Annotated in this window: 17 protein-coding genes; 9 read left to right on the top strand and 8 right to left on the bottom strand. The window is 68.9% G+C overall.

What is annotated here, in order from left to right; all coding sequences use genetic code 11:
* The first annotated feature begins 118 nt into the window (after nucleotides 1-118).
* Both DAA40_RS14360 and DAA40_RS14355 read left to right on the top strand, forming a co-directional pair.
* Nucleotides 119-1,363 (top strand): sensor histidine kinase, encoded by a 1,245-nt coding sequence (locus DAA40_RS14360; protein ID WP_106850418.1) that lies wholly within the window; start codon nucleotides 119-121, stop codon nucleotides 1,361-1,363.
* Nucleotides 1,360-2,013, top strand: coding sequence for a response regulator transcription factor (locus tag DAA40_RS14355; RefSeq protein ID WP_106850417.1), 654 nt, complete (start codon nucleotides 1,360-1,362; stop codon nucleotides 2,011-2,013). The genes DAA40_RS14360 and DAA40_RS14355 overlap by 4 nt, the downstream gene beginning before the upstream one ends.
* A gap of 158 nt (nucleotides 2,014-2,171) precedes the next feature.
* Here DAA40_RS14355 and DAA40_RS14350 read toward each other — a convergent pair whose 3' ends face one another.
* The gene (locus DAA40_RS14350; protein ID WP_199849805.1) at nucleotides 2,172-3,866 is read right to left on the bottom strand and encodes a glutamine--tRNA ligase/YqeY domain fusion protein; all 1,695 of its coding nucleotides are present in this window, start codon (nucleotides 3,864-3,866) and stop codon (nucleotides 2,172-2,174) included.
* Between the two features lie 55 nt (nucleotides 3,867-3,921).
* Here DAA40_RS14350 and gltX point away from each other — a divergent pair, with 55 nt between their 5' ends.
* The 7 genes from gltX (at nucleotide 3,922) to DAA40_RS14315 (ending at nucleotide 13,979) form a co-directional block, all read left to right on the top strand.
* On the top strand, nucleotides 3,922-5,382 hold the full coding sequence (gltX, locus tag DAA40_RS14345; protein ID WP_106850416.1) for a glutamate--tRNA ligase: 1,461 nt from the start codon (nucleotides 3,922-3,924) through the stop codon (nucleotides 5,380-5,382).
* 254 nt (nucleotides 5,383-5,636) lie between these two features.
* Nucleotides 5,637-6,764, top strand: a complete 1,128-nt coding sequence (locus tag DAA40_RS14340; protein ID WP_106850415.1) for an acyl-CoA dehydrogenase family protein — start codon at nucleotides 5,637-5,639, stop codon at nucleotides 6,762-6,764.
* Nucleotides 6,761-7,912, top strand: a complete 1,152-nt coding sequence (locus DAA40_RS14335) for an acyl-CoA dehydrogenase family protein (protein ID WP_106850414.1) — start codon at nucleotides 6,761-6,763, stop codon at nucleotides 7,910-7,912. Before DAA40_RS14340 ends, DAA40_RS14335 begins: the two co-directional genes overlap by 4 nt.
* Before the next feature lie 243 nt (nucleotides 7,913-8,155).
* Nucleotides 8,156-10,006 carry a dihydroxy-acid dehydratase gene (gene ilvD / locus DAA40_RS14330; RefSeq protein ID WP_106850413.1) on the top strand — a complete coding sequence of 617 codons (1,851 nt, stop codon included), beginning with the start codon at nucleotides 8,156-8,158 and terminating at the stop codon, nucleotides 10,004-10,006.
* Nucleotides 10,007-10,210: 204 nt separating this feature from the next.
* Nucleotides 10,211-10,993, top strand: a complete 783-nt coding sequence (locus DAA40_RS14325) for an ABC transporter ATP-binding protein (protein ID WP_234356394.1) — start codon at nucleotides 10,211-10,213, stop codon at nucleotides 10,991-10,993.
* A 5-nt stretch (nucleotides 10,994-10,998) separates the two neighbouring features.
* Nucleotides 10,999-12,945, top strand: coding sequence for an FtsX-like permease family protein (locus DAA40_RS14320; protein ID WP_106850412.1), 1,947 nt, complete (start codon nucleotides 10,999-11,001; stop codon nucleotides 12,943-12,945).
* A 185-nt stretch (nucleotides 12,946-13,130) separates the two neighbouring features.
* Complete coding sequence (locus tag DAA40_RS14315; protein ID WP_106850411.1) at nucleotides 13,131-13,979, top strand: SGNH/GDSL hydrolase family protein; 849 nt, start codon at nucleotides 13,131-13,133, stop codon at nucleotides 13,977-13,979.
* A gap of 33 nt (nucleotides 13,980-14,012) precedes the next feature.
* Here the strand turns inward: DAA40_RS14315 and DAA40_RS14310 are convergent, their stop codons facing one another.
* Genes DAA40_RS14310 through DAA40_RS14280 form a run of 7 tightly spaced genes read right to left on the bottom strand, consistent with a single transcriptional unit; the run spans nucleotide 14,013 to nucleotide 21,320 of the window.
* Nucleotides 14,013-14,582, bottom strand: a complete 570-nt coding sequence (locus DAA40_RS14310) for an alkylhydroperoxidase domain protein (RefSeq protein ID WP_106850410.1) — start codon at nucleotides 14,580-14,582, stop codon at nucleotides 14,013-14,015.
* Complete coding sequence (locus tag DAA40_RS14305; RefSeq protein WP_106850409.1) at nucleotides 14,579-15,169, bottom strand: CMD domain protein; 591 nt, start codon at nucleotides 15,167-15,169, stop codon at nucleotides 14,579-14,581. The genes DAA40_RS14310 and DAA40_RS14305 overlap by 4 nt, the downstream gene beginning before the upstream one ends.
* A complete protein-coding gene (locus DAA40_RS14300) occupies nucleotides 15,166-16,182 on the bottom strand; it encodes a putative FMN-dependent luciferase-like monooxygenase (RefSeq protein ID WP_106850408.1) in 1,017 nt (338 codons plus the stop codon). The genes DAA40_RS14305 and DAA40_RS14300 overlap by 4 nt, the downstream gene beginning before the upstream one ends.
* Nucleotides 16,183-16,193: 11 nt before the next feature.
* Nucleotides 16,194-17,828, bottom strand: coding sequence for an ABC transporter ATP-binding protein (locus tag DAA40_RS14295; RefSeq protein ID WP_106850407.1), 1,635 nt, complete (start codon nucleotides 17,826-17,828; stop codon nucleotides 16,194-16,196).
* Nucleotides 17,825-18,694: an ABC transporter permease gene (locus DAA40_RS14290; protein WP_106850406.1), complete on the bottom strand. Its 870-nt coding sequence runs from the start codon at nucleotides 18,692-18,694 to the stop codon at nucleotides 17,825-17,827. Before DAA40_RS14290 ends, DAA40_RS14295 begins: the two co-directional genes overlap by 4 nt.
* The gene (locus DAA40_RS14285) at nucleotides 18,691-19,668 is read right to left on the bottom strand and encodes an ABC transporter permease (protein WP_106850405.1); all 978 of its coding nucleotides are present in this window, start codon (nucleotides 19,666-19,668) and stop codon (nucleotides 18,691-18,693) included. Before DAA40_RS14285 ends, DAA40_RS14290 begins: the two co-directional genes overlap by 4 nt.
* Entirely contained in the window at nucleotides 19,665-21,320 is a 1,656-nt protein-coding gene (locus DAA40_RS14280) for a TIGR04028 family ABC transporter substrate-binding protein (RefSeq protein WP_106850404.1), read from the bottom strand. The genes DAA40_RS14285 and DAA40_RS14280 overlap by 4 nt, the downstream gene beginning before the upstream one ends.
* Between the last annotated feature and the right edge of the window lies 1 nt (nucleotide 21,321).

Genomic DNA, 21,321 nt, shown 5'->3' with positions numbered 1-21,321 from the left:
CACTCCCCGAGACCAGTCCTTGGGATCGGTCTCAAAACTGCTCCCTGAGACCGTGGTGGTACGCCGGGGCAGACCCTGGTCGGATGTCGTCGGCGCCCTCGGCCAGTAGCCTGGGCCGGTGAGCTCGCCCGTCCCCCGCACTCTGCAGCCGGCCAGCTGGTACGAGCGCAACGTGCTGGTCGCGGACACCCTCATCGCGATCGTCTGCACACTGGTGCTGGGCATTCTCGGGGGCACAACCTTCGGCATCGAGTACGGCCCCGTCGCGCAGCTGGTGCCGGTCGTCATGTGTTTGATCATGGTGATCCGCCGCACCTATCCGCTGGTGTACGTCGGCGGTACCGCTGTCATCGCCGTCCTCGAGATGCTCCTGGTGCCGACGACCTCCGGAGCGCCGAGCGACATCCTCGTGCTCGTCGCCGTGCACGTCGCCGCACGTTACTGCCCGGTGTGGTTCGGCTACAGCGCGCTGGTTCTCGCGCTCGGCGGAGCGGTCTGGGCCGGGATCTACTGGGTGCTTCGCGGGCCCCGCGAGTTCGGCGTCGAGGTCGGGCTGACCGACTTCGCCATCGCGATCGGCGGCATGTGGCTGGTGACCGTGATCAGCTATGCGCTCGGGCGCTCCCAGCGCGCGAAGGCGCGGGCCATCGACGCGCAGATGGCCGGTCTGGACGAACGCAACCGGCTGTTGCAGCACGAGGCCGATCAGCAGCTCCGCCTCGCGACGGAGCAGGAGCGCGGCCGGCTGGCCGCCGAGACGCACGACATCCTCGCGCACTCGCTGGCGATCATCGTCGCGCAGGCGGACGGCGCGGCCATGCTGGTGCAGAAGGACCCCGGGCGCGCGCAGCAGGCGATCGAGCAGATCGGCGAGACCAGCAGGGAGGCGCTCGACGAGATCCGAGCCAAGGTCGCCGCCCTGCGCCGCGGCGAGGACCCCACCAGCGAGCTGGCGCCGGCCAAGACCCTGCACGACCTGCCGGACCTCGTGAGCAATGTCGAGCGAGCCGGACTGCAGGTCGATCTGCACACGGAGGGAGCGCTGGACGCCGTCCCACCCGGCATCTCGCTCTCGGCCTATCGCATCGTCCAGGAGGCGTTGACCAACACCCTCAAGCACGCGGGACCGAAGGCGGTCGCGCACGCGCGCGTGGCACACACCGGCTCGTTGCTTCGTGTCGACGTCGAGGATGACGGCCGCGGGATCACCACCTCCGACGGTGGCGGCAACGGCCTTCGAGGCATGCAGACCCGAGTGGAGCAGTACGCCGGCTCGTTCGAGGCCGGGCCCCGAGTCGGCGGCGGGTTCGCCGTCCGCGCCACCATCCCGCTTCCCGCTACCCCGACCGAGAGGACCTCATGACGATCAGAATCGTGCTCGTCGATGACCAGGCGCTGGTGCGCAGCGGCTTCGCGATGGTGATCAACTCGCAGGACGACATGGAGGTAGTCGGCGAGTGCAGCGACGGCACCGAGGTGCTGGGCCAGCTCGCCGCCACCCCGTGCGATCTGGTGGTGATGGACATCCGGATGCCGCAGCTCGACGGCGTCGCGGCTACCCGGGCGGTGATGGAGCGCTACGGCGACGACGCTCCGAGGATCCTGATATTGACCACCTTCGATACCGATGAGCATCTCGTGTCGGCGCTCCAGGCCGGGGCGAGCGGGTTCCTGCTCAAGGGCGCCCGGCCGGACGAGCTGCTGTCGGGCATCCGGTCGATCGCATCCGGCGAGGCGGTCCTGGCGCCCAGCGCGACCAGGCGACTGCTGCAGCAGTTCTCCCCCGTCGTCCCGTCGGCGCAGGTGGACGACCAGCGGCTGGACTCGCTCACCGAGCGTGAGCGTGAGGTGCTCGCCGAGGTCTGCACGGGCGCGACGAACCCGGAAATCGCAGCATCCCTGCACATGGCCGAGGGCACGGTGAAGACCCACATCGGTCGGCTGCTGCACAAGACCCAGTCACGTGACCGGGTCGGGCTGGTGCTGTTCGCGCACGACGTCGGCCTGCTGTAGCCCCGGCGGATGCGATGGCTTTCACCCGCTCCAGCCCGATGCGGTGGTCCCAGCTGACCGGCTCGTGCCGCGTCCAGGCATCCAGCACCGTGAGGCCATGCTCCAACCTACGTTGCACGAACGACATCCGACAACCCTGTGGACAGCGGCTTCGGCGGCTACCTGGCAGCGCGCTTCTGAATGGCGGCCCACTCGTCACGCAGACCGACGGTGCGGTGGAAGAGCCCCGGCTCGTCGGTATCGTTGGCGAAGTAGCCCAGCCGCTCGAACTGCAGCACCTGACCAGGGTCGGCGTCCGCCACTACGGCCTCGGCGAGCGCCCCGCCCAGCAGCTCCCGCGAGTCGGGATTGAGGTCATCGAGGGGCTCGTCGGTCGCCTCCCCCGGCACGGCGGCGGTGAACAGTCGGTCGTACAGCGCGGCCCGCACCGGCACGGCGTGCGGCACCGACACCCAGTGCATCGTGGACTTGACCTTGCGGCCGTCGGGCGCGGTGCCGCCCTTCGAGTCGGGGTCGTACGTGGCCCGCACCTCGATGACGTTGCCGTCGTCGTCCTTCACGACGTCCGTCGCGGTGATCAGGTAGGCGCCGCGCAGCCGCACCTCCTTGCCCGGCGAGAGCCGGAAGAACTTCGGCGGCGGCACCTCGGCGAAGTCGTCCTGCTCGATGACCAGCTCGCCGGTGAAGGCCACGCGGCGGACGCCGTCGTCCGGGTTCTCGGGGTTGTTGGCGACCTCGAAGTGCTCGACCACCGGGTTGCCTGAGTCGTCCACCGGCCAGTTGTCGAGCACCAGCCGCAACGGGCGCAGCACCACCATGCGGCGCTGCGCGGTGAGGTTCAGCGAACGCCGCACGTACCACTCGAGCAGCTCGATGGACTGCCGCGAGTTGGTGCGCGTGGTGCCGGTCTCGGCGCAGAACTCGCGGATCGCGGACGCCGGGTAACCGCGCCGGCGCAGGCCAGACAAGGTCGGCATCCGGGCGTCGGACCACCCGTCGACCACGCCGTCCTCGACGAGGGTGCGCAGCCGGCGCTTCGAGGTGATCGTGTGGGTGATCTCCAGGCGGGCGAACTCGGTCTGCTGCGGCTTCTCGTACGGCAGCGGCAGCTGCTCGAGGCACCAGTCGTAGAGCGGGCGGTGCGATTCGAACTCCATAGTGCACAGCGAGTGGGTGACGCCCTCGATCGCATCACTCTGCCCATGTGCCCAGTCGTACGTCGGGTAGATGCACCACTCCTCCCCCGTGCGGTGGTGGTGCCCGCGGCGGATCCGGTAGAGCACCGGGTCACGCAGCCACATGTTCTCGGCCTGCATGTCGATCTTCGCGCGCAGGCAGCGCGAGCCGTCAGGGAACTCGCCGCCACGCATCCGACGCAGCAGGTCCAGCGACTCGGACGCCGGCCGGTTGCGATACGGCGACTCGAGGCCGGGCTTGCCGTAGCCGCCGCGCTGCTCGGAGATGGTGTCGCCGTCCTGGTCGTCGACGTATGCCTTGCCCTCGTTGATCAGCAGCTCGGCCCAGGCGTAGAGCTGCTCGAAGTAATCGGAGGTGTAGACGACGTCAACCGGTGCGTAGCCGAGCAGCCATGCGGTGTCGCGAACGATCGCGTCGACGTACTCAGCGTCCTCGGTGTCGGGGTTGGTGTCGTCGAAGCGCAGCTTGCATTGGCCGCCGAAGCGCTCGGCGGTGCCGAAGTTGACCGCGATCGACTTCGCGTGGCCGATATGCAGGTATCCGTTGGGTTCGGGCGGGAACCTGGTCTGGACCCGGCCACCGAAGACGCCGCTGGCGTTGTCCGCGCGGACGATGTCGGAGATGAAGTCGGTGGCTCCCGCCGAGGGGTCGGTCATGCGCGCCAGATTACCAACGCGCCCTCCCCCACCCGGTCGGTAACCTGAACGCATCATGACTACACCTGCTCGTCTTCGCGTTGCGCCCTCTCCCACCGGTGATCCCCATGTCGGGACGGCGTACATGTCGCTGTTCAACCTCGCCTACGCCCGCAAGACCGGCGGTCAGTTCGTGCTGCGCATCGAGGACACCGACCGCCAGCGCTATGTCCCGGAGTCCGAGCAGCAGGTCTTCGACACCCTGCACTGGCTGGAGCTCGACTGGGACGAGGGCCCGGACGTCGGCGGCCCGTACGCGCCGGACCGGCAGAGCGGGCGCCTGGAGACCTACCGGCCGTTCGTCGAGCAGCTGTTGGAGTCCGGCGATGCCTACTACTGCTGGTGCTCGTCCGAGCGGCTGAAGGAGCTGCGCGAGCAGCAGCAGGCGGCCAAGGCGTCGGTGACCGGCTACGACCGGCTCTGCCACGGCAAGACCCGCGAGGAGCGTGCCGCGCTGCCGGGCTTCAGCGAGAACCCGGTCGTCCGCATGCTCGTGCCGGACGACGTCTCACTCGAGTTCGAGGACATCATCCGCGGGCGCGTGTCGGCGCCGCGACCCGACGACCAGGTGATCCTGAAGGCAGACGGCTTCCCGACGTACCACCTCGCCGTGGTCGTCGACGATCACCTCATGGGGATCACGCACGTCGTCCGCGGTGAGGAATGGATCTCCTCGACACCGAAGCACGTGCTGCTCTACCGGATGCTCGGACTGAACCCGCCGGCGCTCGCGCACATGCCGCTGCTGCGCAACACCGACAAGTCGAAGATCTCCAAGCGCAAGAACCCGGCGGCGCGGCTGACCTGGTTCCGCGAGCAGGGCTACCTGCCCGAGGCGCTGCGCACCTTCCTGCAGCTGCTCGCCTACCCGCCGGTCGAGGGCGATACCGAGGTCGCGACCTTCGAGGACTTCGTCGAGGGCTTCGACTGGGCGAAGGTCAACACGGTAGGGCCGATCTTCGACCTGAAGAAGCTCGACTGGCTCAACGGCCACTACATCCGGTCGCTGAGCGCCGAGCAGCTCACGGATCGGATCGTCGAGCACTACGCCTACACGGGTGCATGGACGCCCTCCGCCGAGCAGGTCGAGCTGCTGCTGGGTGCCGCCCCGCTGATCCAGGAGCGTCTCGTGCTGTTGTCGGAGGCACTGCCCAAACTGCAGTTCCTGTTCACGCCGGACGACGAGATCGAGTTCGCGGACGACATATCGAAGGCGCTCAATAACGACTCGCCGGCGGTGCTCGATGCCGCGATCACCGCACTGGAGGACGTCTCGGCCTGGGATTCACCGTCCATCGAGGCGGCGCTGCGCGAGGCAGTCGTCGACGGCCTCGGCATCAAGCCCAAGCTCGCCTTCGGGCCGCTGCGCGTCGGCGTGACCGGCTCGCGAGTGTCGCCGCCGCTGTTCGAGTCCATGGAGCTGCTCGGCCGCGAGTCCACGCTTGCCCGCCTCCGCCGCTTCCGCGAGACGCTCTAACCCGCTGGCCGGTGGGATGCGACGGCAGCACCCGCGATGGCGGCCTTCACACGGACCTGCGGACGTCTCCACTCCGCTCGTTCCTCGCTTCGTTCGACGACCACCATGGAATGCCTCTCCCGGTCGGCGGGTACGCGAAGAGTTGACACGCGCACTCCGCATGATGGAGACACTGTCGCTCACCCGGGCTCGGCAGAAGTTGACTGACGTGTCAGAATCGCGGGCACTGCCGGTTTTCACACTCGGAGGCTCCGATGACTGCCGCCACCCCACCCAGCGAGCTCGACGAGCTCGCCACGACGATCCGGTCGTTCTGCAAGGAGCGACTGCCCGACCCGACGCGGGCCCGCCCCGGTGAGGTGCGGGATGCCGAGGCTGCCCAGGCCGGCTGGCGGGCACTCGTCAGCGAACTCGGTGTCGGCGCCCTGCTGGTCGCCGAGGAGCATGGCGGTGATGGGGCAACGCTCGTCGAGGCCGGGCGTGTCGCCGAAACACTCGGCGAGCACGTGGCCGCCGTCCCCTTCCTGGCCTCCGGGGTGCTAGCCCCGGCACTGCTGAACGCGCTGACCGAAGAATCCGACGACGCCGCCGGTCTGCTGCGGCGCATCGCGGAGGGCGCGATCGCCACGGTCGCATGGGCCGAGGATCAGACCGGCAGCGCGAGCGATGCTCCGCTGTGGGCCTTCGACGCCGATCGGGTCGACGCCCAGCGGCGGTACGTGATCGACGCCGACATCGCGGACGTCGTCCTACTGGTCGGGGCAGGTGGCGAGCAGATCGCCGCCGTCGAGGCCGCCGACCTGACCATCACCCCTCGCGCCTCGTTCGACCTCACGCGGGGCCTGGCCGACGTCACAGCGGCCTCCGCACCTGCCGTCACTCTCGCGCGAGGCGACCGCGGACGCGCGGCGTTCGAGGCGATGCTCACCGCCGGCCGCCTCGCACTCGCGGCCGAGAGCGCCGGCGGCGCGGTGGCCGCGCTGCGCGTTGCCACCGACTACGCCAAGCAGCGCGTGCAGTTCGGCCGCGAGATCGGCAGCTTCCAGGCGATCAAGCACCTGCTGGCGGACGCCTTCGTCAACGCGGAATCGGCCCTGTCGGTCGCCCGCCTGGCGACCGACTCGCAGGTCGCGGACGAGCCGGACGCCGCCGAGCTCGTCGCCACGGCGTCTTTCTACTGCGCGGAGCGGTTCGTCGACGTCGCCGCCACCGGCATCCAGGTGTACGGCGGGATCGGCTTCACCGTCGAGACCACCCCGCACCTCTACCGCCGCCGGGCGGAATCCAACCGGCACCTGCTCGGCGACCCGGCCCGGCTGAAGTCCGACTATGTCGCGCTGCTGGCCAGCGGCGCCCCGAGCATCGAGGAGGCCCGCGCATGAGTATCCGCGACGAAGTACGCCAGTGGCTCGCCGAGACCTGGGAGCCCGGCAGCAGCACGAAGGAGTTCCGCGAGCGCGCGGTCGACTCCGGCTGGTTGGCGCCGACCTGGAGCACGGACTGGTTCGGCCGCGGGCTGTCGGCGGCGGACGCCGAGGTGGTCGGCGAGGAGTTCGCGCGAGTCGGCGCACCCGGCCGCCTCGACCGCGACCACCTGCATGCGCGGGTGATCTACGAGCTTGGCTCGGAGGAGCTCAAGCGCAGCTATCTGCGGGACCTGCTCACCGAATCGATCACCGGCTGCCTGCTGTACTCCGAGCCGGGAGCCGGATCGGACCTCGCGAGCCTGCGCACGAGCGCAGTCCGCGAGGGCGACCAGTGGCGCGTCAACGGCCAGAAGGTCTGGACCTCTGGAGCGCGCGAGGCGACCTACGGCCTGCTCGCCGCCCGCACCAACGTCGACGTCCCGAAGCACCGCGGCATGAGCTTCTTCGTCATCCCGATGAAGCAGGACGGCATCGAGGTCCGTCCCCTGGTGCAGATCACCGGCGACGCGCACTTCAACGAGGTGTTCCTGACCGACGCGTTCGTGGACGACGCCAATCGGCTGGGCGAGGTGGACGCCGGCTGGCTCACCCTGATGACCGCGCTCGGCTACGAGCGACTGGTCATGGGCGCCCGCGGAGTCGGCTCCCGCGCCGACGACCCGCGCTATGTCGGCACCTCGGATGACCTAATCGACCTCGCCGAGCGCCATGACAAGCTCGACGATCCGGCCACCGTGCAGGCTTTGGCCGACATCTATGCCGAGCGCACCGCCGCCCGGCTCAACGCTGCGCGGTACGCCGCCGAAGGCCGCGGGCAGGACGCTGCCGCGATGTCCCTGGGCAAGCTGATGATGTCGCGCATCCTGCACGGCACCGCCGGGCTACGCCGCGACATCATCGGCGCGCCGACGTTGTACGACGACCGCACTGACCCGCCGAGCGACGCCGAGGTGGCGAACTTCTTCACCCTGGATGCCTATTTCACCTCGATCGGCGGCGGCACCGACCAGATCCAGCGCAACATCATCAGCGAGCGGATGCTCGGCCTGCGCAAGGAGGCCGACCAGTCGAAGGACGTGCCCTTCCGCGACGTCCGCCAGTAGTTTCCTGGTTCTGCGGGGCAGTGGAGCACGTCATCGGCGGAGGGGTTGCCGTGAGCAGGAGGGGATTTATCCCCTCTTGCTGAGGAGGATCCCGCTTCGTGACTTCAAGCCCGCTGGAGCGGCCCGCCGGTGCGACCACCGCCGGATGGTGAGACGGCGGCGTGCACGGCGCAAGCGGTCGGCGTAGCGTTGACGGGTACCCCGCGATCGTCCGCGGGCAGCCGATCCACCAGGAGCAGTCCCATGCCCGAGCTTCGCTCACGTACGTCGACCCATGGCCGCCAGATGGCCGGTGCCCGAGCGCTGTGGCGCGCCACCGGCATGCAGGAGGGCGACTTCGGCAAGCCAATCATCGCGATCGCCAACAGCTATACCCAGTTCGTGCCGGGCCACGTGCACCTCAAGGACATGGGCGACCTGGTCGCGGGCGCCATCCGCGAGGCCGGTGGCGTCTCCAAGGAGTTCAACACCATCGCGGTGGATGACGGCATCGCCATGGGCCACGACGGCATGCTCTACTCGCTGCCCTCCCGCGAGCTGATCGCCGACTCGGTCGAGTACATGGTCAACGCGCACACCGCCGACGCCCTCGTGTGCATCAGCAACTGCGACAAGATCACCCCCGGCATGCTGATGGCCGCGCTGCGGCTGAACATCCCGGCAATCTTCGTCTCCGGTGGCCCGATGGAGGCCGGCAAGGCGGTCGTCGTGGACGGCGTCGCCAGCACGCCGACGAACCTGATCACCGCGATCAACGCCTCCGCCGCCGAGGACGTCACCGACGAGGGTCTGACTGCCGTCGAGCGCAGCGCCTGCCCGACGTGCGGCTCGTGCTCGGGCATGTTCACCGCGAACTCGATGAACTGCCTGACCGAGGCGCTGGGACTGTCGCTGCCCGGCAACGGCTCGACGCTGGCCACCCACGCCGCACGCAAGGAGCTCTTCCTGGAGGCCGGCCGCATCATCGTCGACCTGTGCAAGCGGTACTACGACCAGGACGACGAGTCGGTCCTGCCGCGCAGCATCGCCAACGAGAAGGCCTTCCACAACGCCATGGCGCTGGACGTCGCGATGGGCGGGTCGACCAACACTGTGCTGCATATTCTGGCGGCCGCGCTTGAGGGCGAGATCAACTTCACCCTGCCCGACATCGACAAGCTGTCGCGCGCCGTGCCGTGCCTGTCCAAGGTGGCACCCAACCACCCGAGCTACCACATGGAGGACGTCCACCGCGCCGGCGGAATCCCCGCCCTGCTGGGCGAGCTGAACCGCGCCGGGCTGCTCGACACCGGCGTCCACTCGGTGCATTCGCCTGACCTGCAGAGCTGGCTCGACGACTGGGACGTCCGCGGCGGCAAGGCCACCGACAAGGCGATCGAGCTGTTCCACGCGGCTCCGGGCGGCGTCCGCACCACCGAGGCGTTCTCGACGTCCAATCGTTGGGACGCCCTCGACACCGACGCCGCCGAGGGCTGCATCCGCGACCTCGAGCACGCCTACACCGCCGACGGCGGCCTCGCCGTCCTCTACGGCAACCTCGCTGAGGACGGCGCGGTCATCAAGACGGCCGGCATCGACGAGGAGCTGTTCCACTTCGTCGGCACCGCCCTCGTCGTCGACTCGCAGGAGGCCGCGGTCGAGGCGATCCTCAGCAAGAAGGTCCAGCCCGGCCACTGCGTCGTCGTCCGCTACGAAGGCCCCGCCGGTGGGCCGGGCATGCAGGAGATGCTGCACCCGACGTCCTTCATCAAGGGCCTGGGCCTGGGCCGCGAGTGCGCGCTGATCACCGACGGCCGGTTCTCCGGCGGATCGTCGGGGATCAGCGTCGGCCACATCTCGCCCGAGGCCGCCTCCGGCGGCACGATCGGCCTGATCGAGGACGGCGACGAGATCGAGATCGACGTGCACAAGCGACTGATCCGGGTCAACGTCGGCGACGACGTCCTCGCTGAGCGCCGCGCGAAGATGGAGGCCAGCGAGCATCCGTGGCAGCCCGGCGAGCGCGACCGGCAGGTCTCGAAGGCGCTGCAGGCGTACGCCGCGATGGTCACCTCCGGTAGCACCGGCGCCGTCCGCCAGGTCCCGAGCCGCTAGAGCTAGGTAGTCCACCTTCTGCGGGGGAGCGGAGCGCGCTATCCACGTCGTAGCGTGCTCCGCTGCCCCGCAGGTCTTGCGGCGTACGACCAGGGTCGTACGCCGACCATCGAAGTCGTGACTTTCGTCAGATCCGCCGCGTCCGCCGAGAACCTAACGTCGTAAGTGTTCTGAGAAGAGCACACCCACGACAAGGAGCTCAGCATGACAGCCAGCGTCAACCACCCGGCCGCGATGCCGGCCAGCCCGGGAGCCGGACCGACCCTACCGGCGGTGCAGGGCCGAGGCGTCACGAAGATCTTCGGCGAGGGTGAGCGCCAGGTCCGCGCGCTGGACGGCGTTACCGTCGCATTCCCGCGCGGATCGTTCACCGCGATCATGGGCCCGTCCGGTTCGGGCAAGTCGACGCTCATGCACTGCCTCGCCGGCCTCGACGCAGTCACCTCGGGGGAGGTGATGATCGCGGACAAGGCGATCACGGGCAAGGCCGACCGGTTCGTCACGGAGGTACGCCGCGACCATGTCGGGTTCGTCTTCCAGTCGTTCAACCTGCTCCCGACACTCACCGCCGAGCAGAACATCGCACTCCCACTCGAGCTCGCGGGCCGTCACGTCGATGGCCAGCGACTCAACCAGATCGCAAGTGCGCTGGGAATACAGGACCGACTCGATCACCTGCCCGGACAGCTGTCGGGCGGCCAGCAGCAGCGGGTGGCGGTCGCTCGTGCGCTGATCAGTCAGCCCGACGTCCTGTTCGCCGACGAGCCGACCGGCGCGCTCGACAGCCGCTCCGGGCAGCAGCTGCTCAGCATCCTCCGGACCGCTTCCCGCGAGGAGAACCAGACGATCGTGATGGTCACGCACGACCCCATCGCGGCGTCGTACGCCGACGCGGTTCTTCTGCTCAGCGACGGCCGGATCGCCGGGCACATCGACAGGCCGACTGCTGACTCGGTCATCGACGCGATGCGCGGGCTGGGGGTCTGATCGTCATGTCAGTCACCACCAAGGCGGCCTTCGCCGAGCTCAAGCACAAGCCGGGGCGTCTCGCCGCGGTCATGCTGGCGATCATCATCGGCAGCCTCTTCGCCGTGGCGACCACCGTCTTCTCCTCGACCGCGGGGCGCGCCATCGAGGTGGTCGTCGCCGAGTCGATCCAGAATGCAGACGTGGTCGTGGGCAGTGACACCTACGGGATCTACGAGGGCGACGAGGCGCTGCAGACCATCGAGAGCACTGACGGAGTCGAGGCGGTCGCCCCGATCATGAGCAGTCTCTACCAGTTGCCCGGGAGCACTGCGTTGTCCGGCATCCGCCTGACATCGGTCATCGACGACAAGCAGCTCGCATACGAGAAGCTCGCCGAAGGCAGCTTCCCGACCAAGCCGACCGAGATCGCGCTCGACCCGGAGACCGCGAAGGACGCCGGAGCCAAGGTCGGCGACCAGGTCACGCTGCGCTCGATGAACGACCAAGAGGTCAGCTTCACCGTCACCGGGATCACTGACCCGAATCCAACCACCAAGACACTCGCCGGACCGACGTCGTGGGTCACGCTCGAGTACCTGAAGCAGGACGACAACGCCTGGCTCGACAACTACCTGGTTCGTACTGACGGCAATGCCGAGCAGGTCGCGGCTGCGCTGAACAGCAAGCTGCCCGATGGACTTGACGCCAAGACCGGCGTCGAGGCGCGCGAGGCCGTCGTCGATGCAGTCAGTGGCGGCACCGTGGCGATCACCGTGCTGCTGGGAGCGTTCGCCGTGATCGCGTTGGCCGTGGCCGCGATCGTCATCGCCAACACCTTCGCCATCCTGCTCGCTCAGCGCCGCCGCCAGATCGCCCTCCAGCGGCTGGTCGGGGCGACCGCTCAGCAGATGAAGCGCCAGATCCTCCTCGAGGCACTGCTGATCGGCATGGTCGGGACCGTCATCGGAGTTGGGCTGGGAATCCTGGCCGGCTACGTCGGCGCCAGCGCGTTCGGCGCGGCCGCAGGTGGCCTGGCGATCAATCCCGTGACCGTTCTGATCGCCTGCGCAGCAACAATCGCCGCTACCGTGGTGGCCGCCTACTTCCCGATTCGCCGTGCCTGCCAGACCTCCCCGATGGAGGCGCTACGTCCGGTGAGTTCGGAGGTCGGAGGGGCACGGCTGTCGAGGACTCGGATCATCCTGTCGGCGGTCCTGGTCGTCATCGGACTCGCAGTCCTGGCCCTGGGCGCGGTCGGCCATCAGGTTGCGATCGCGACGCTCGGCGGGCTGATCTCGGTGGTCGGCGTGCTGGTGGGTGCTCAGCTCCTCGTCGTGCCCATGGGCAGATTGCTCCGCCCGATCGGATCTGCGCTTGGCACGCCCGGCAAGATCGCCGCCCGGGACGTCACCAGGCATGCCGCTCGAGCCACCAACACGGTCGTCGCCATCATCGTAGGGATCGGCCTGATCTCGATGATCCAGGTCGCCTCTCAGGTCACCCGAGCGAGCGCGCTGGCCGACGCGAAGGACAGCGAGCTGCGGCAGCAAATCGAGGCGATCATCGACATCATGACGAACGTCGCGACCGGCTTGCTGGCCGTCGCCGCGATCATCGCCGTGGTCGGCATCGCGAACACGCTCGCCCTGTCTGTCATCGAGCGCAAGCGCGAGAGCGGGCTGATGCGGGCGCTCGGCGTCCAGAAGGGCCAGCTGCGAGCGATGGTGTCCGTCGAGGCCGTGATCCTGTCGCTCATCGGCGGCCTGGTCGGAATCCTGCTCGGCATCTTCTACGGGATGGTCGCGGCGTACACCGTGATCGGCAGCAATACGCCAATCGTGTGGGATATCCCGTGGGGCCGGCTGGCGATCTTCCTCGGCATCGCGGTGGTCGGCGGCCTGGTGGCCTCCGTACTGCCCGCGTTGCGCTCCGGCCGGGTCAGCCCGGTCGAGGCCCTGGCCACGGCCTAGACCACCCGACGTCCGGTCCAGGGGGCTGGCCGGAGGTCGGGATCCCAGGCCGCTGGGCTCACTCCAGAAGCGGGGTGGGCCCAGCGGCATCCTCCGTTATGACCTGCGGTGCTTCCTGGTGCGCTATCCGCTCGACAGCGCGCCGGGAAGCACCGCAGGTGGCTGGTTCGTAGAATCGGGAGCTGATGAGCTACCACCGTTTCGTCGCGATCGGCGACTCCACCACCGAGGGGCTCGAAGACCCCTACCCGCCCGGCGTCCATGTCTACGAGGAGCACGGGCACTCTCTCAGCCCGAGCCATCTCAATCCGATCGGGTCGTACCGCGGGTGGTCCGACCGGCTCGCGGTCCACCTCGCAAAGGCACAGGACCAGGCGCTCGAGTACGCCAACCTCGCGATCCGCGGCTATCGGCTGCACGAGATCCGCCGCCAGCTCGCGCCGGCTCTCGCGATGCGGCCCGACATCATGACGATCGTCGGCGGGGTGAACGACGCATCGAAGACCTCATGGAACCGGCACGAGGCACGCGGTCATCTCGCCTACATGTTTCGGAAGGCGCGCGAGACCGGCGCCGAGGTGCTCACCTTCACCATGCCGGACCCGGCCGCGATCAACTGGATGGTGCGACCGCTGCGCCGCAACATCCTGCAGCTCAACGACGTCACCCGTGAAGAGGCCGTGCGTTACGGCGTCCGGCTGCTCGACCTGCACCGGTATCCGGTCGCCCTCGATCGTCGTATGTGGTTCGAGGACCGGCTCCACGCCACGTCGTTGGGGCACCGGCTGATCGGGCAGGCGCTCGCCCATATCGCTGGCGTGCCTGGAATCGAGGATCCACTCAACCAGGAGCTTCCGGCGCTTGATCCCGTCCCGTGGCGGGCGCGCCGGCGCGAGGACCACTACTGGCTGCGCGAGTACTTCATCCCGTTCGTACAGCGGCACCGGCGCGGGGAGTCGATGTCGCACGGCGTGACGCCGAAGCGGCCGCTTCCCACGCCGGTATCGCTCGCAGAGATGGACCTGCCCGACTGAGCCGTCGACAACCAGCCCGGCGCTACCCGGGACTCAGGTGGTGGTGGGCTCGCCGAGGGTGAGCATGAGGCGGTTGGCCCAGTTGAAGAAGCCTGCCGAGTGGATCAGGTCCACGATCTCATCCTCCGCCAGCCCTGCGGCGCGGAGCCGCCGCACGTCGCTCTCCCCGAACGCGATCGGCGTCCGGGCAAGCGCCGCAGATGCCGCCGCGATCGCGTTCCAGCGCTCGTCGCCCAGGTCGGCGTCGATTCCCTCCTCCAGCAGACGATCGACGTCCTCCGGGCGCTTGGCGAAGTGCGCCGCGAAGCGGGCGTGCACCGAAGCGCAGAAGACGCAGCCGTTCAGCCGTGAGGTCGCGGCGGCAGCCAGCTCACGCTCGGCTCTCGGCAGCCCACCGTCGGCATGAAAGATGTCGAGGTCGGCCCGGGTGCGCGCCTCCAGAATGTCTGGATCGTCTGCGAGCAGACGAAAGTAGGGATTTCGCGCGCGTGCCGGTTGGACGAGCGACTCGGTCTGTCGCGGGGTCAGCTCTGACTCGGCCGCGGGCTCGATCCATGGCTCCCAGGCGAGCTCGTCGCGGGTGAACCTCTCGGGCTTGCTCATGCTCCCTCTCCTTCTGCTCGCAGCACGCGCAGCCCTTCGACGACCCGCACCTGAAAGCTGACGTAAGCGATGAGCTGCGACCAGGTGACGACAGACCGCCGGCCCCATCCCGCGGCGGTGAGGCGGCTCAACACCTCCGGCCGCGCGTCCCGGGGGTGCAGGACGACGAAGTGGGCGTGCTCGAGCACCGCGGAGAGGCGTTCGCCGAGCTGACGCCGATCGTCGTCCGGGACGACGAACCACTCGCCCGGCTCGTTTTCGTCCTGCAGGCCAGGCTCGCGGTACTCACCCCACGGACCTCGCTGACGAGCGCCGACGGCCAGGCTCCTGATGCGCTCGCGCAACCGCTCATCGACGAGCTCGGCCAGATAGTGAGAGCTCGTCGATCCACCGTGGTCCTGCAGATCAGCGACGAATGCGGCCACCGCGAACCGTTCCACCAAGGGGATCTCGCCAGCGTTGGCCGGCTCGAACAACGCGTCGTATCCGGCCTGGATCTCGTCGCGGCGGACAGGTCTGCTGCGGCGTAGGACGTCGAGGGAGGTGCCGGAGTCGATTCCGGCCAGCCGGTCGATCACGTCGGTCATGCTGCGGCCTCCTCCCGCTGCTGGCCCCACCCCAAAGCCGGCGCGACCTCGGCGGCGAGGAGCTCGATCGACCGCAGGATCTGCGGGTGCGGCGCATCCACCGAGTGCACCTGGAAGGCGACCTCGCTCGCCGCAGCGAGCGCGGAGTCCGCCGCCAGCGACTCCGCGACGTCCGCCGCGGTCCCGACATGGGTGTCGGTGAGGCGGATCAGCTCGTCGAGGGGTGCGTCCGCACTGACCCTCGGAAACGCGCGCGGCGAGCTCGCGACGGCGCTGCGCAACCCGGGTTCGGCCCAGCGAAGCGCCTCCTCGCGCGTGTCCGCGACGAAGGCGGTGCGGGAGGCCATGATGCGCGGCCGGTGTCCCTGGGGAAGGGCCGCTCGGTAGGCGTCGATGATCGGCTGCTGCAGCTCCGCCAGCGGTGCGTCGGGGCGATCATCAGGGCGCGGCTGCGTGCGCGAGAGCATCAGCCCGTCACCGGCGCGGCCGGCCCGCTCGCCGCCGGAGACCGAGAAGGTGGCCTGCCAGATCCGGTCGGGCAGCGACCCGCCAGCCGGGTAGAGCCGGTTCTCGGTGCCGTTGATCGGCTCGCCGCGCCATGCCCCGAGCAGCGTCGAGAGCGCCTCGTCCGACAGCTCGTAGCGATCGGCGAAGTCCTTGCCGAACGCAGGGAAGGACGACGGCGTTCCGCCGGTCGAGACGCCGACGTCGATGCGGCCACCGGTAAGGAGGTCTGCAACAACGAGGTCCTCCGCGGTGCGGACGGCGTCCTCCATCGGCAGGCAGATGACGCCGGTGCCGAGGCGGATGCGCGAGGTGAGCGCTCCGACGTGAGCGAGGAACACCAGCGGTGAGGGAAGGCCGCCCTCGTCGCGGTGGAAGTGGTGCTGCGCAACCCAAGCGGTCGCGAAGCCGTTGCGCTCGGCGTGCTGGATCTGCTCCGCGGCGAGCCGGTAGCGCTCGGCGGGCTCGGCGTCGTCGAGCAGTCGGGTGAAGAATCCGATGGTGGTCACGAGATCGTCTCCTAGAGGGTGCCCGCGCCGGCCAGGTCGCTGCGGCCTGGGATGGCATCGAGCAGCTGTCGTGTGTAGCTGGTGCTGGGGGTGGTGAACACGTCGCGGGTGCTGCCCTGCTCCACGACGCGGCCCTCGCGCATCACGCTGACCGTGTCGCTGATCTGGGCGACCACACCGAGGTCGTGCGAGATGAACAGGTAGGTGAGCCCGAGCTCGCGCTGTAACTCGTCGAGCAACTCGAGCACCTGCGCCTGCACGGTGACGTCGAGTGCGGAGACGGGCTCGTCGAGGACGACGACCTTCGGCCGGAGCACCAGCGCACGGGCGATCGCGACCCTTTGTCGCTGGCCGCCGGACAGTTCGCGAGGTAGCGCGTCGACGACGCTCGCCGGTAGAGCCACGCGGCCAAGCATCTCGGCCACGGCGGCCCGACGCTCGGCGCGGTCGCCGATCCCGAAGTTCACCAGCGGCTCGGCGACGATCTCGCCGACCTTGCGGCGCGGGTTGAGCGACGAGTACGGGTTCTGCAGGACCAGCTGCGCCGACCGGCGCAGCTCGCGTGAGGCCTTACCGCGCAGAAAGTGGCCGTCGTGCCCACGCACGGTAGAGCCCGCGACGATGATCTCCCCCGCCGTGGCCGGGTGGAAGCCGAGGATCGCCCGCACCGCGCTCGTCTTGCCCGATCCCGACTCGCCGACGATGGCGTGCGTCGTGCCGTAGGGCACGGCCAGCGACAGGTCGTCGACTGCACGGAAGCCGTCGAAGTCCTGGACCAGCCCCCGCACCTCGATCGCGGTGCCTGCCTGCTCGCCGGACGGCGCACGCGCAGCTCGTTCGGCGAGCCGCCCGAGCGACCCGTGCAGCGCGGCGGCGCCGGCGACGAGGGCGCGCGTGTACTCGCTCGAGGGATCGGCCACCACCGCGGCGGTCGGCCCCTGCTCGACGACTCGCCCTCCGCGCATCACGACGATCCGGTCGGCGCGCTCGGCGGCTACGCCGAGGTCGTGAGTGACCATGAGCACCGACATCCCGCGCTCCTCGCGCAGCTCATCGATCAGGTCCAGGATGGTGCGTTGCACGGTCACGTCGAGGGCGCTGGTCGGCTCGTCGGCGATGATCAGCTCGGGCTCGAGCGCTATCGCGGAGGCGATCAGCACCCGCTGCTTCATCCCACCGGACAGCTCGTGCGGGTACTGCCGCGCCCGGCGCTCCGGCTCCGGGATCCCGACCTGCTCCAGCAGCTCGATCACTCGCTGCGCGATCGCCGGCTTGCTGCCCCAGCGATGGATCCTCAGCACTTCGGCGATCGAGTCGCCGATCCGCTTGAGTGGGTTGAGCGAGTTGTTGGGATCTTGCGGCACCAGGCCGATCCGGCGTCCGCGGACGTCGCGCAAGGCGCGCTCGCTCAGCCCGGTCAGCTCGGTGTCCCCCAGGGTCACGGTCCCGCTGTCGATGTGCCCGTTGGCGGCGAGCAGCCCGACAACCGCGTGCGCGGTGGTCGACTTCCCCGATCCGGACTCGCCGACCAGGGCCACGACCTCGCCGGGGGCGACCCCGAAGGTGACGTCGTGCACCACAGGGGTGCGCTCGCCGCGCGTGTCGTAGGAGACCGTCAGGCCGTCAATCGTCAGCAGGTCGCTCATCGGTCACCTCCATTGCCCAGCGACCGGCCGATCCGGTTCGCCGCCAGTACGGTCAGCACGATCACCAGGCCCGGGAGGGTCGTGAGCCACCATGCGACTCCGAGGTACGTGCGCCCCTCGGCCAGCAGCAGACCCCACTCTGGCGTCGGCGGGGGCGCACCGTACCCGAGGAAGCCCAGCGTCGAGATGGCGAGGATCGCGGTACCGAACTGCAGGGCCGCCAACGCCAGCACGGCGTTCAGGGAGTTGGGCAGGATGTGCCGCCGCAGCACCGTGAGGAAGGTGCCGCCGGAGCCGAAGGCGGCCTCGACGTAGTCGCTGCGCCGTACACGCACGACCTCCGACCGCGCGACGCGCGCGAAGACCGCGATGCTAGTGACACCAACGGCGATGGCGGCGTTGGTCGTCCCGAACCCCAGAAGGATGATGATGCTCAGCGCGAGCAGCAGCGCAGGAACCGCGAGCAGGACGTCGACGATACGCATCAGTGCGGAGTCGACGAACCGTCCTGCAGACCCTGCGAGAACGCCGATCAGCGTGCCGACAACGAGCCCCACGCCGACGGCGACGAGCGCACTGCCCAGCGAGTGGACCGCGCCGTGGACGACTCGGCTGAACAGGTCGCGGCCAGTCGCGTCGGTGCCGAACCAGTGCTCGGCACTCGGCGCGGTCAGGGCCGCAGAGGCCTGTCCGGCGATGGGGTCATGCGTGGCGAACAACGATGGAACGAACGCGAACGCCACCATGAGTGCGATGTAGACCCATGCGAGAGCGAGACCGGGAGAGCGCAGTGCCCCCCTCCGCCACGAGACGAGCTCGATGCGGCGTCGTTTCACGGGCGCCCAGATGGCCGTCAGGTCGGTCATGCGGTCGCTCCGATCGGTTCGCGAGCATCCGTCGTCCGCGCGCGCCGGCGATCCTTCAGCCGCGGGTCGATCAGCGGCGCGACGAGGTCGACCAGCAGGTTCGCGAGCACGAACACGACCGCGGCGAGCACGACGATCGCCTGCAAGACGGCGACGTCCTGGTTGGCGACCGCCTGCTCGGTGAGCCGGCCGATCCCTGCGCGCCCGAAGACGGTCTCGGTGACGACTGCGCCCGCGATCAGCTCCCCCAGCAGGATTCCGGCGATCGTCAGGGTAGGAAGGAGCGCGTTACGGGCAATATTGCGCCAGAGCACCCACCCCTCGCTCGCGCCCTTCGAGCGCACGACGGCCACGAACGGCTGGCGCTCGATGTCTTCCGCGGAGCGGATCAGCACCTGAGCGATGGGGGCGCTGATCGGCACGGCAAGGGTCAGCACAGGAAGGATCAACCCTTCGATCGGACCCGGCTGGACGACGCGGACCCAGCCCAGCTGGAAGGAGACCACCTGGATCAGCACCATGCCGAGCCAGAACACCGGCACCGACACGAACAGCGATGGCAGAGAGGAGAAGAAGCCCCGCAGCCAGCCGAACCTGGAGCGCATCGCCAGCACCGCGACGCTGAACGCGAGCAGCACCGCCACGACGAACGCCGCCGCGGCCAGCGCGAGCGTCGAGGGCAGTGCCTCGGCGATCAACTGGCGTACGGGCGTTCCCTGGATCGAGTACCCGAGGTCACCCTGCAGGAAGCCGGACGCCGTGTGCGCGAACTGCTGCCACAGCGGGACATCGGCGCCGTACGACTGGCGGATGTCCTCGATCTGCTGCGGCGACAGTCCTAGCTCGGGGTTCTCGAACTTGATCATCACCGCGTCTCCCGGGAGCGCCTGCAGCAGCAGGAACGCTCCTGTGAAGGCGATCGCGATGACCAGCGCGGCCTGCGCCAGCCTGCGCAGCACCGCCGTCCGGCTCATCGAGTGATCCAGGTGTTGGAGAAGTCCGGCCGGCCGACCGACTCGAACTCTACGCCGTGCGTGCTCGCCGCGATGCCGAACACCTGCGGCTCCTCGAACAGCGGGATCACATACGCCTGGTCGATCAAGTACTCCTGGACCTTCTGGTCGGCGGCGATCCGCGCCTTCGGATCGACCGTGGAGGCGACGTCCAGCAGCAGCTTCTCGAGCTCAGGATCGCTGATGCTGCCGTCGGGACCACGGTTGAGCAGCGTGTTGCGGTTGGTCGAGTAATACTGGCTCTTGATCACGTCGAGGTCCGCCCGGCCCACCATCGAGTGGTAGATCTGCACCTGGGTGGGATCCTTGATCGCCTGCGCGTAGGTGCCGGAGTCCGCGCGCAGGATCTGCAGGTCTACTCCGAGGTCCTTCTTCCACTGCTGCGCGATCAGCGTGTCGACGTCGAAGGACCGCGGCTGGGGCTTGGCCTCGTTGACGGTGAACGACAGCTTGACGCCGTCCTTCTCGCGGATCCCGTCCGCGCCGACCTTCCAGCCGGCGTCCTCGAGTAGCTTCACCGCCTGATCGACGTCATACGGCAGCTTGTCCGACAGGTCGACGTATCCGCCGGCCTCCGCGCTCAGCACCGAGGTGGCGAGGGGGTAGTTGTCGGTGAACAGCGTGTCCACGATCTCCTGTCGGTCGGTGCCGATCAGCAGCGCCTTGCGGACGTTGATGTCCGCGAGTGGCCCGGTGGAGAACCGCAGGCTGTAGCTGTTGTTGACACCACGGGTCTGTGGTGCCTCGATGCTGCCGCCAGCGTTGGTGACGAGCTTCTCGTCGGTGGCGTTGATCTGGCGTGCGACGTCCGCCTGCTTCGAGGCGAGCGATCCGACGCGCACCCCGCCCTCGGGCGTCACGGTGTAGGTGACGCTGTCGACGTACGGCCGCTTCGGATTCGCATCGGACTCCGGGCCCCACGCGTAGTCCTCGCGGGCCTTCAGCACGACCTCGCTGCCGAGCTTCTCGCTCTCGACGACGAACGGCCCGGAGCCGATGATCTTCGTGCCGTTGCCGGCCGCGAAGCTCTGGAAGTCGCCATCCAGTGTGGCGGGCGACAGGAGGCCGGAGTTGATGGTCGAGGTCGCCTGCAGGAAGCCCGGCGAGGGTGCGGTGAAGTAGAACTTGACCGTCAGCGGATCAATGACCTCGCTGCGGTCGTAGTTGTTGACGGCCTCCGAGACCTGCAGGCCACGCGCGGGATCGCCCTTACCGAAGAGATCGAAGTTCTTGGCCACGGCGGCGGCGTCCAGCTTGGTGCCGTCGGAGAAGGTGACGTCATCGCGCAGGTGGAAGGTGTACTCGGTGGCCGTGTCGTTGATCTCCCAGTCGGTGGCGATCCACGGCTCGAGCTCGAGGGTCTCCGGGTTCTGGTGGACCAGCCGGTCGGTGATGTTGTTGACGATGCCGCCGTTGGGATAGAAGCCGGCGGACGGAGGGTAGAGGTCGGTGTACGCCTGCGCCTCGAGGTACACCAGATCGCCGCCCTGCTTGGGCGTGCCCCCTCCGTCGTCCTTGCCGTTCGCTGCTCCACCGCAGGCTGCAGCGAGCAGGACGGCGGAGGTGGTGATCAGCGACAGGGCGGTACGGCGGAATGCGGAACGGGAGGACACG

This window comes from Blastococcus sp. Marseille-P5729 (genome assembly GCF_900292035.1).
Taxonomy (GTDB): Bacteria; Actinomycetota; Actinomycetes; order Mycobacteriales; family Antricoccaceae; genus Cumulibacter.
Note: the sequence above shows the minus strand (reverse complement) of the source record. Positions and strands in the feature narration are given on the sequence as shown.